This window comes from Gammaproteobacteria bacterium (genome assembly GCA_003696665.1).
GTDB lineage: Bacteria > Pseudomonadota > Gammaproteobacteria > Enterobacterales.
This window is the reverse complement of the sequence record RFGJ01000249.1, coordinates 1-11979: the sequence shown is the minus strand read 5'-3', so window position 1 is coordinate 11979 and position 11979 is coordinate 1. Positions and strand designations below refer to the sequence as shown.

The 11979-nt window shown below is 50.1% G+C and carries 7 protein-coding genes; all 7 read left to right on the top strand.

The window, feature by feature from the left end:
- On the top strand, positions 1 to 1219 hold a 1219-nt coding region (locus D6694_07060; GenBank protein RMH43465.1), incomplete at its 5' end, for a type IV secretory system conjugative DNA transfer family protein.
- An 84-nt stretch (positions 1220 to 1303) separates the two neighbouring features.
- A complete protein-coding gene (locus tag D6694_07055) occupies positions 1304 to 2998 on the top strand; it encodes a hypothetical protein (protein RMH43464.1) in 1695 nt (564 codons plus the stop codon).
- Positions 2999 to 3049: 51 nt separating this feature from the next.
- On the top strand, positions 3050 to 3838 hold the full coding sequence (locus D6694_07050; protein ID RMH43463.1) for a hypothetical protein: 789 nt from the start codon (positions 3050 to 3052) through the stop codon (positions 3836 to 3838).
- Positions 3838 to 4173: a hypothetical protein gene (locus D6694_07045; GenBank protein RMH43462.1), complete on the top strand. Its 336-nt coding sequence runs from the start codon at positions 3838 to 3840 to the stop codon at positions 4171 to 4173. The genes D6694_07050 and D6694_07045 overlap by 1 nt, the downstream gene beginning before the upstream one ends.
- 55 nt (positions 4174 to 4228) lie before the next feature.
- Positions 4229 to 5980 (top strand): hypothetical protein, encoded by a 1752-nt coding sequence (locus tag D6694_07040; GenBank protein ID RMH43461.1) that lies wholly within the window; start codon positions 4229 to 4231, stop codon positions 5978 to 5980.
- Positions 5981 to 6045: 65 nt separating this feature from the next.
- Positions 6046 to 6306, top strand: a complete 261-nt coding sequence (locus tag D6694_07035; GenBank protein RMH43460.1) for a hypothetical protein — start codon at positions 6046 to 6048, stop codon at positions 6304 to 6306.
- A 7-nt stretch (positions 6307 to 6313) separates the two neighbouring features.
- Positions 6314 to 11979 (top strand): hypothetical protein (locus tag D6694_07030; GenBank protein RMH43459.1); only part of this gene is annotated, 5666 nt, incomplete at its 3' end.

Sequence of the window (11979 nt, the reverse complement as noted above, 5' to 3'; positions counted from 1 at the left end):
TCCAGAAAGTGATGTGATCAATCTGCTGGACTTTTTGACTGGTGATCCTCAGATTGATGCAGCCCTGGCTAGACAGTTGGCAAATACGATGAACAAAAATTTCAAACTGGGTGCGACAGCAAGTGGCGACCCGTTTTTCGATAATGCTGGCGACCAGCTAGTGCAGGCTGTGATGATGCTGGCCAAGCAAATGCCCAGCGCTGACCTGATGACTGCTCAGGTCATTCTTGCTGCACCTCAATTAGTCGATCGTCTTTTCCCCGAATCATCGGGGTTAGACCCTTGGATTCGCAAGGCATGGGATCAGATCTTCTCGGTGAAAGATTCGGAGAAAACTGTCTCCAGCATTATTGGTACTGCAACACTAAACTTCACTCGCCTGATGATGGCGAAAATTCTAGCTTGCTGTATTGGTAACACAACGTTGCCGCTAGATATCGATGGCAAACAGTTAATTGTTTTCGGGTTAGACCGAGAAATTCGTGATGTTGTCTCTCCCATCGTGGCGACTGCAATTCACATGATGGTGAACCGCAATTTGTTCCGCAAGGGTGGGCGCAAAGATCCCCTTTATGTCTGCGTTGACGAGATGCCGACACTCTATTTGCCCCAGTGGTCAAACTGGGAAAACGAGAGTCGTAGTGATGGCTTTAATGGCATTTGGGGGTTTCAAAATAAATCCCAGTTGGAGAAGATTTACGGCAAGGAATTGGCGCTGGCTATGATGGGCGGCAGCGCGACAAAATTCATTTTCAATCCTGGTGAGGTTGAGTCTGCTGAGTATTTCAGCAAGTTTTTCGGAGACGAAGAAATTGCACGAAAGAATAAGAGTCGAAGCACTGGCGGCGGTGGAAAGCCCAGTACCAGCACTAGCATCGAGGTCGGAACGCGAAAGCTGGTATCTCCAGAAGAATTCATTTGTTTGCCGCCAGGAACTTGCTACATGACTAATCCTGCGTACTCCAATGATGAAATGTCTTATCTCCCCAGGAGAATTAAGGTGAACTTGCCTCCGTGGGAACTAGAGTTGGCAGAAATGATTGAGAAGAATTGGGAAAAAGTGAGAGCGAAATTGATTAAGCGGGCATCGGTGTTTCAACGAGTGCCAACCGAGGAAGATGTGCGGAGGCGAATGCAGGAATTTGATGCAAAGTTCCCTATTCCCAAACAAGATGAGGCAGCGCCAGATCCCCTGTCTACGTTGGCAGGAATGTTTTAGGGGCAGTGTAGGTATTAATTAATTTCCAGTGCTTGAAACCAGTGCTTGAAACGACCGATTTTCTGGAAAAACGTGGAGGGACTAATGATGGTTGTTGATGAGAGGAAAAAGGCAGAATTTAAGCTTTTTAATGGCGGCGCGAATCTCTTTGGTGATGCAGCGGCGATCGCTTGCAAGGAGATGGGATGGGGGATTGACAGGAACGAAAAGGGAGTTGTTTCTGGGTTAACCCATCCAGATGTCGAGATTGAAGGTGTAAAAGCTGGATTTACTAAGGCGGGTGATCTTTATATTAGCGTTCCAGAGCGATATATTCCGTCGCTGTCTGGAGTGTTTGAAGAAATGGGGTGGGATGTCATTCAGCTTGAACCCAAGCAAACAGTCTCACTCAATGTGAATGATCGCAATGACCTTGTTACTGTCTACGGAAAAGCGGCGGAGGCGATCGCCCAGCAGTTTTCCTTGCCACTAGAGAAAACCGATAGCGGCAAGGAAAAGGTTAGTTTTGAAAAGCCTGAGATGGCTAAAGTATCGGCTTTTCTTTCTTCTCGCGGGTATCGCACAGAGGAAAAGATGGTTGAGCATAGTCATCCACCGAAGGCAACGATTTTTCAAAGAGAATTGCCTGATGGTGGAGAGCGATTTTATGTGTTTGATAACTCTGCTAGAAATGTCGCAAAGGCTCTTGGTATTGAGTTGCTTCAAACACCTGGAGGTCGCCCAACACTTGAGTTTGATGAGCAGCAGTACGGGACGATTAAAAAACAGTTAAAAGCACAGGGGTTTGACTTGTCCCAGAAGGATTTGAAGCTGACTGCGAGAGTTGCTACTTACGAGACTCCTGGTGGGCAAGGGGCTGTAATTATTGGTGAACCCGCAAAGGAAGCTGCGGCTTTGATGGGCAAAGAGACGACATGGACTCGCCCCTCTTCTCGCGGACAGTCTTTGCCCATGCTGCGACTCAAGGGCGAGGACGAGATTGAGGCGGCTCGGTCTGCACTGGAAGGATTGGGGTATGAAATTGACGTTCAAGAACTCCCGTCCTTGGCAAATAAAGCCATTGTCAAGGTTGGCGACAAGCAGGCGTTGTTGTTCGGAGAGCCTGCGGAGGTGGTCGCGGAGCAATTAGATCTTGAGCTTTCTACGGCTCAAAACGGTAACTCAATGCTGCGAGTACCACTGGAGCAGCTTGATGACGCGATCGATATTCTTGAGGGCAACGATTACGAGGTAAAGCGTGAACCTCTAACGCGACCGCGATCGCCGCAATCGTCACGCGACTCGGATGCTCAGGAACAGGCGACGGATGCCAGTGTTCACCCTAGATCTGCCCCTAAAACGGCCGTTAATAAAAAAAAGAAGGACAAGGACGTGGTGCAGCCACAGGCGAAGGACGAGGACGTGGTGCAGCCACAGGCGAAGGATGCCACCGCTAAACCCGAACTTTTTTCCCCTGACCAGATTCGGCAGCAGACACGTCACCTTGCTCTGCAAGGTGACGTGTCTGCAAAAGCGTTCGCCTTTGCGGATCGTATTCTCGGTGGTGCTGCTGATACTCCAGCCTTCAAAGAAGGCTCTGAGTTCAGGTTTTTGCGCGACGATGCGGGCTGTATTGCTATTCAAGATAAGCAGGGCACAGAGTTGGGTCGGAGTCTTCCTACAGGGCAGTTTCAGTGGTCAGACTCCTCTGTGGCTCAAGATTTAGCAAGGCGCTATGACGCAGCAAGTGTTCTCGGCAAGTCGTTGATTAAAAAGAAGCCGGTGGAGCAGGAGCGGTAAATGCTGAGTTCAGGTGAAGCCTCTAGCGGATCTCAAGCTTCTCTACAAGTCATGGAGAAGACAGGTGAAACATCAGTTGAGGTCATGAAACTGATGACATATTTGATGTTAAGCCTTCTTCGCGAAAAGCAGGAAGAACAAGAAGAGGGACTGACCGAAGAAAACAAGCGAGATATCGACACGCTTTGCGCCGAAGCTTTTAAGAAGTGTGTCATAGATCGTGGCGACGAGATAATGCCAGGATCGCTGTATTATAAAGCGGAGGGTTACACCATTTTTGCCGATCTTTGTGACCCTGCCGGGATGCCTGTTTACTCAGTGATATCGGCGGAGTCTGGAGATGTCGTTTTTAGCTTCCAAGAGTATCCAGAAAAAGAGGGCGAGTTTGTCTTTTTCGAGACAGCAAATGAACTAACGGATGAGCAGAAAGCTGAAGTGCTAGACGCTTTCTTGGGGCAGATGGAAAAAGATCCGTCAAGTCGTTCTGGAGTACAAAAAACTGTTGATGACTTGGATCGAATGGGTGTGCTTGCTCCAGATGGCTGCAAGGCTGCAATTGTCGCAGATCAGGTGATGGGAGCCAATAGCTCAGTACGGGGTCAAAAATATAATTTCAATCGTGCTGACAACGGCACGATTGAAATTTCGAGTGTTTTTGGTGACAAGCTTTATGCCATGACTCCAGACGGCTCAGTGCATTCTTTCTCAGATAGTTTTCGCCATAAAAAGGACTTCGATCAAATGTTTAACACCCTTCAACAAACAACGGGTGGGCGATCGCGCCAACAAGAAGACAAGTCAAAAACAGTAAAACAACAAGTAGACAGAGGAGGGCGGTAATGAACAGCTTGAAAAGTGTGGCATCGGAATTTTCAGAGAGATTTCCCGATGTCGCAAGACAACTGCAAGATGCTCTGGGGAAAGATCCAAAGGAGCCGGAGTATGAACCCGGCCACATGGAAATTTATTTTGACGGCATTCGCGTTTTGAGACAAGAAGGGAAGAGTGTCGTAGAGCAGCGTTTTTTTGACCCCAATTACAGTCCGCTATTTATTTTTATCTATGGGGACGGGGAGCTTTTGTTGGTTAAAGCCAGAGGTCATCTTTTTTTGAATCGATTGCCGAATGAAAGTCGTCCCTTAGATTGGAAGGTTTACGAGTTGAACCAGGGCTGATTCTCGAAATTGTGGTGCGTGTAGATTCTGTAGATTTCTTGGAGGTGTTGAAGGCATGAACTCGGTTGATTTTATTCAGCAGCTACAAGACCGAATGGTTCTCGGTGGAATTGATCTTGCTGCGCGGGATGGGGAGGTTGTTCGGATTCAGATAGGGAAAGATGTAGCTTTTAAGGGCGTGATTCAAGACGGCTCTTTGTCTGTGGTATCCGATAGGTTGAGTGAGTCACAAATTGCCTCACTCAGTCAGGTTCTTTCTGTTTCCGAGTCACGGTCTGATCCTGTGATGCAGTCGGTGATGGCAAGTCGCCTGGTTGCGAACTTTCAGCAATTAAAAGACCTGCCTATATCCGATGTATACGATGAGTATGCTGATGACATTGCCGCTGCCTACGAGCTTTTCTACTCTCCAGAAGAATTTGAATATCCTGATTACAGTTTTATGCCTGTAAAGAGCTTTCTTCGTGCTGCGGGTGTTGAGCCAGAGCAGAAAAATCCATCCAATACAATCAATATTGACTTGGGGAGCGATCGCATTTTTCGCTACTCCGGCAAGGCGAAACAGGTGGAAATTGACAGTTTCAACCCCTTCACTGTGCGCGTTGAAGAACCTGTTAAGGAACCTGTATCTGTGGAACCTGTGGCGGCGCAAGACCAAGACATTACTGGGCAGACAGCGGCTACACCAGTGGTGGAGCCGGAGCCAGTAGTGGAACGTGAAGGCGTTTCCAGTGGAGTCAGTAATATTTCTGGTGGCGTAACTCACATCCAGGCGCGAGTACAGGAAGTAGTGGGCGAAGTAGTGGGCGGGGTCAAGGCGCGGGTGGGCGAGGCTATGTCGATTGCCGCAGGCAATATCGCTGAAACGGTCGAAAAGAATAAACAAATCTTGCCTGAGCCTGTAGTGCAGATCCTTGATGAAGCAGCGGATAAGGTGCCTGCGGCGGCGATCGCACTGGTGGAACTGCATGATTCTCTGAAAGAACCTGCACGGGAATGGCTCATGTCCCGGTTTGAAGAGGTTCGAGAGTCAGGGCTTGTCCAGCAGCTTCCAGAAAAGGGAAGCGAGTTTGTTCGGTCATTGTGGGGGAAGGTGCAGCAGATGGGGCAAGACGTGAAAGAACGCGCTATTGCTGATTCTGTTGTTGCCTTAACCAAAGAGTTCGGCGAGGTCGATGCCAATAATCAGTTTGTTTACAGGGCTGAGGAGTTCACGGTTAGGGTCAAAGGGCTGAATCAATATCACGTTGAGGATCGTAACGGGCAGGAGATTTTGTCTTTCAAGTACGACAGGTTGACTGGCCCAAAAGATGTGCAAGGCAGAATGAGCTTTGCAGATCAAGTTAGTTTTGTACGGGCTGGCGGTGAATTGACCCGCGATCGCATGGCTGCCTTGGCTGGCGCGACCGGGGAGGGGCTTCAGCAGTTGACAACGGCGCTGGGCAATCTAGCTCCAGCGGGTACAAGGCAGCGACTTGAGGCTTTCAAGCAGCGGCAGGTATCCGCTGTTGCTCAAATGATGTTGAAAACGAATGCAGCCGTGGAGACTGTCAAGGGAAAGGTCTTCACTGGAGAGCGCTTTAAGTTTGTGTCTGAGCGGGATTCTGGAGCGATACAGGTTTTCAAGAATGAACCGGATCGGCAGCCAGAAAAGGTGTTTGAGCAGATTGGTCAAGCCGTCAGGAGCCGATTAGAGGAACCAGATGTACAGTCCCTAATCAATGCCGGGAAGGCCTTTGCAAAGGCTCATTCGGCGGCAAGGGCGAAAGCATCTCAGAAGAAAGAATCGGTTGCATCTCAGCGTTAGGTTTCGTGTTGGTTAGGTTCGTTGGGTCACGGAGGATTTTGCTTAGCAGTTGGTGGGTATCAGTTATGTCTCAGGATAAGGGGAATATTCAGAGCGCTAGCTTTTCAGAGCCTTGCTTGGTGCAGATTTTTCATGATGGCGTTGAGTTGGTGCGAGTCGTGGATGGGTGTATTGAGTTGAATGAGCCTGTTTCTGGGATACCGGAAATCTTGGAAATTCACTGGGACAAAAGGGTGGTCTACCGCTTAGAGAGAGGGACACCAGTTATCAACTTAATGGTTGCAGAGATGGAGAGAATTTCATCTGTCTCGCCTGTTGCTGTTTAGCTAGAAAATGGACATCCAGAAGACCCAAGAAATTGTCGATGCTGTTGCCGCCCATCTTATTGAAGGTGGGAAGTTTGACTCGATCGTTCAGGCGCGAAAATTTGTTGAGCAGATTGGCGGGTTTGGCGGGGACGGAATTCGGTCGGGCAACGTTTTGGCAAAAGAGGTTGAGGAGGCGATCGAGCGCGGTGTCGTCCGTGCAGCCTTGGTCGTCCTGGAGTCCGCCGAAACGACTCATGAAGCCTTCGATCTCTTGGTGGATATATACAGCCGCCAGCCTAATCTATCCACTCGCACAAGCACCAGCATTAAAAATCAGGCTTACAGCACTCCTATCCCCATTGCTTATCTTGCCTCTGTTTTGGCGGGCATTCAGCCAGGGCAGAGTGTCTACGAGCCTGCGGCGGGGCACGGAGCGCTTCTGATTGAAGCTACTCCAGGCACGGTGTATGCCAACGAGATCAATCCGGATCGAGTCGAGGAGTTAAAGGCGAGAGGCTATCAGGTTGCTCAATCAGATGGTTCTATTTACCTTCCCCCGGAACAGGTGGATGTCGTCGTCATGAACCCGCCATTTGGGTCTGTGCGGCAACGGCAAGATAACGGTGAGTTGAAAAATCGCTCATGGACTGTTCAAGGTGGTAGCAACACTCCGGCGTACACCACGTCACAGATTGACCATGCGATCGCCCTTCACGCCCTCCAGTCAATGAAGGACGACGGCCGGGCGGTTTTGATTCTGGGTGCGCCGATGGCTCAGAAGATGGGCAATGAAAAAGCTTCATCAGAAAGCTACAACGGGCTGATGACAGTACGTTTCTGGCTTAGTCTTTACCAGAACTACAACGTCACCCAGCACTTCACACTGTCTGGGGATTTGTACGCCCGACAGGGCACGACGTACCCAGTGGACGTGGTGGTAATTGATGGTCGAGGTCGTTCTAAGTTGGAACTCCCTGCGGCCCGGTTGCCCAAGGTTTACCGCTCATTTGAAGACCTAAAACGGGAGATATTGCCAAATGCAGTACGTTCCATATCCAGAAAGAAGCAGGGCGTGGGCTACGAGGGAGAGTTGGACGAGGCAGCTAACGGCCGTGCTGCTGCCCGACAGCCAGGGGTCGATCAGCACGATGAACGAATACCTGAATCTGCTGGCACTCCGGCTGGAGTGGATGATCGACGAGCGGATCAAGGAGTTGGAGGAGGTGTGGGACGAGGTGTGGGACGAGGAACTGGAGGAACTGGCAAAGACCCCGAAAGAGCAGGTTCTCCGGGAGATCGAGGCGATCACCAACAGCTTCTTAAGGATGGGGAATCTCTACCTGGAGGACAGTCCGATGCAGTGGGCGGGCGTAATGGTTCAAGATTTCTCAGACTTTCACGAGGCCCTGGACTCCCTGGGGATGAGAGAGTATCCACCGAGGGATCTATTCAATTTCCCTCTGATTCCCTTGGAGGCGGAGGAGGCGGAGGGAGTTCGAGAGTTGATCCTAGAAACGTCTCTGGAAGAGTGGTTGATATCGATGAAGGTGGTGACGATAGGGCCCGATCACGATTAGGTTCTGTTTTGCAACAAGTTTCACAACAATCTTCTATTCAGCAGGTAGGTGTAGCGATGGCGGAAGAGTCGGCGGCAGTCGAGGCGATGAAATCTCAGGTTCCTTATTCTCCTCAAAGCAAGATGCGGACTGGTGGGACGCTTTTGCCTGTGAACATGGCAACTCCGGTTAAAGCTTCATTATCCAAACTTGAAAAGCAAGTTGGGTCATTGGATAGGTTTATCGATGCCAAGGCTGGACTGAGCGACATGAATGTTCAGCTTATGGCTGAACAGGTGGACGCAGTTTCGCTTGCTATTAGCAATCTTGAACGGGGTGATGCGTTCATTTTGGGCGACCAAACCGGAATTGGTAAAGGAATCCAGCTTGCCACAATTGCGAAAGCCTTCATGAAAGGCAATGTGAATCTGGGGGGCAATGTTAAAACACTCGTTTTTTGCACATATGATTCTGCACTGTATAGCGCATTTATCCAAGATCTAAGAGATGTTGGAGTGAACGATATCAGACCTCTATTCACAAACACTGGGTTTGAATTGAGGCTGCCAGACGGCACGATTTTCAGGACAAACAAGGATGCGAAAAAACATGGAAACTTGATGAGAGAAGTTGCACGTCAAGTTGGAATGACAGGTGGACTAGGAGAGGATTATAGCATCGTTTTCACGACCTACAGTCAGTTGCAAACGGTCAGAGGAAAGACTACTGACCGTAGAGAGTTCCTGTCCTCAATTGCGCCTAACGCGCTGTTTATTTTCGACGAAAGTCACAATGCGGGCGGCACAGAACAACAGATGTTCGATTCGGACAGGGCGCTGATGAATCGGGCTGATTTTACTCGCTTCCTGGTTCGTACTGCTGGTGGAGTGGTGTTTTCCTCTGCCACTTATGCCAAGAACCCGTACACGATGACGCTCTACTCCGAGCGAACAGAAATGCGTCATGCCCTGGATGATTCATCAAGCTTCGTGGACATGGTGAAGTCTGGTGGCGTGCCTCTTCAGCAAATGCTGGCCTCGTCGCTAACTCGCTCTGGGCAGTATATTCGCAGGGAGCGGAGCTATGAGGGAGTTCGATTTGATGCGCGATCGGTTGAAGTGGGTCTCCCAACGGCAGAGAGGCTATCTGAGCTACTTCAAATGATCATGCAATTTGACGAACTGAAGGCTGAAGGGGTTAAGGCTCTCGACTTGGAGGCCAAGAGTACTGGCTCACGCCTCAAGCAAGACGGCTCGACGGGGAATGCCGGGGCGCAAAGTGCAAACTTCACTAGCATCATGCACAACCTCATAGGACAGGCGTTGCTTGCCCTCAAAGCTGAGTCCGTTGTTCAGGAGGCATTGCAAGCCTTGCGAAACGGAGAAAAGCCTGTAATCGCTCTGTCTAACACAATGGGTTCTCTCATCGGCAGGGAGGCGGATGAACAGGGGGTTGAGGTAGGAGAGGAAATCCCCATTTCCTTCGGGGATGTCATTCGTCGATATCTGGAGCGGAGTCGGGATGTCACGATTAGGACTGCTTTTGCTGAGAAACCGGAGCGACGACCTCTAACGGATGAGGAACTCGGAGATGATGCGGCGGAGCTTTACCGAGAGATTGAGGAATTGATTAATACAACCAATTGGGACGGAATGCCCATCTCTCCTATTGACTACATTCGTCATCGCCTAGAACAGGAAAATTATTCTACTGGGGAGATAACTGGACGGTCAGACCGAGTTGAGTACACCGATGACGGTCGGCTGCTCTACCAAGTCAGGGGAGACAAGGAACGAAATCCTAACGCGAAGCGGGAGGTTGTTGATGGCTTTAACAGTGGCGACCTGGACGCAATTATTCTGAATCGTTCAGGGTCTACAGGTCTAAGCATTCATGCTTCGGAGCGGTTTGTGGATCAGCGCCCGCGACACATGATCATCGCACAGCCGGAGGCAGATATTAACCTGTTCATGCAGATGCTAGGGCGGGTTCACCGCACGGGACAGGTTGTTCTACCAAGGTTCACACTGGCTGCGGCAAATATCCCCGCCGAGCGACGACCTACAGCGATTTTGATGAAGAAGCTGGCATCTCTGAATGCCAACACTTCGGCTGCGCCGGATAGCGGATTCAACCTCGCCGATTCAGTTGACTTCATGAATGAATATGGCGATCGAGTGATCTGCGAATTGCTGTTTGAGCGAGAAGATTTGAATGCGCGGCTTGGATATCCCTTGAAAGAGGGATTGAAACAGAATCGTGATGGCGAGGTTTTTGTAGTTGAGAATGCGATCGCCAAGGTTACGGGGAGGATTCCGCTGCTGCCACTCAAGGAGCAGGAGGAACTTTACGACTTGATTATTACTGAGTACAAGGAACTCGTAGAGCGAGAATCCGCACTTGGCAACAATATTTTGAAAGCGGAAACGCTGGACTTGGATGCCAAAACGATTGCCAGGATGGAGGTGTTGCCTCCAAAACAGGGTATTGACAGTCCGATGGGAGGTGCTGTCTATCTAGAAGTTGTTGATGCGAAATCCCTCCGAAAACCGCTAACTCAGCTAGAGGTTGTCAATCGACTTCGCAAAGAACTTGAGATGCCGTTGGTTGAAGATCTTTTCGATCATCGACCTGATGATTTAGCAAGAGAGTCCAGGTTTGCGCTGGCCTTGTTGCGTGATGATGTTAGGGGAAAAACCTCTGAATTTCTAAAAGACTATCGAGATGGTCAAGCTCGTTGGGTTGAGCGTCAGATGGAGCGCGAGCGCAAGCGGCTCCAGAAGAAGATTGGCAAACTTCAAGAATCCGAGGAAGGCGGAGATCCAACAAAACAGATTGATCTGGAAGCTGAGTTGTCAAAAATTCGCGCAAGCCTGGAGGAAGAGGTAAGTACAAAAGTTGCTGATATGTCGCAGCGAGTAGGTCGCCAGCAGACAACCGTCATCAGCAATCTAGAGGCCTTTCCGTTGGGGCAAGCAGTTAGAGTCGTGAACGCTTTGGATAAGAGCGTTTATTACGGTGTTGTCGAGAAAGTCGTTCATAAGTCTAGTGGAAAAGGCAGCCCTGTTTCGCCTTCGACCTGGAAGCTTCAGATCCAAATTGCTGACTCTGCACGGCAAGTGACAGTCCCGTTTACGAAGATCGATCCTAGTGGAGAGAAGGGGTATCAAATCGAAGCGAGGAATTTTGATCACGATGGCAACGACATCTATGACCTTTTTGATATACGTCAGGGGTTGGCTCGTGAGGAAAGGCAAATCTTTACAGGCAACGTGATTCGTGGCTATGAGAAGTTCAAGGGAAAACTCATCAACTTCAAAGATTCTTATGGCAATGTGCGCCAGGGAATCTTGATGCCGAAGGGGTTCGACATTGAAAAAGCCCTGGAAAAGCAGCCTGTGAAGCTTTCATCAATTGATCACGTTCGGCGGTTTTTCGACGAGACTCGCAATATGGCGTTTCTCAAGTCTTTCGATGGTGCATTAACAGTTCGTTGCTCTTATGGGGGAGGGCTTCAACTTGAGACTGATAAGGCAAAGGGCAGGGGCGGGAAATACTTTCTTGATGAAAAGCTGCTTGGGAAAATGGGTGTTGATTTTGTCTCAGGCGCAAGCGCCATGTTTGCCTCTGTTAGCGCAGACAGGGTTGAAGAAACCTTGAAGTACATGCTTGAGTCTTATAGGGGATTGTACGCGACCGAATCACGGTCGATCGCCCGAAAGATTGTAGGGCAGGAACTCCCTTCAATGGAGAGTCTTCCTGATGATTTTGTTCCGATTAATGTCGAGGCTCAGGAGTTGGAATCATTGCCAGCACCGGATGTGCCTCATGTGGAAGTGACGCAGGATGCGATCTTGGGTCTAGAGCGTTCGCTGATTTTGAGCGACGATCCTGAACTGGAAGCTGAAGAGAGGCGCATCGAGGCGGAGCTAGAGTTGATTGCTTACGAACGGTCGGAGATGGAGGCGATCGCCCAGTTGCAGCCGGAGGCAGAACCCGAACCCGTCGCCCAACCGGAGCCAGTGACAGAAGAGGCGATCGCCCGGTTGCAGCCGGAGGCAGAACCCGAACCCGTCGCCCAACCGGAGCCAGTGACAGAAGGGGCGATCGCCCAACCGGAGCCAGTGACAGAAGG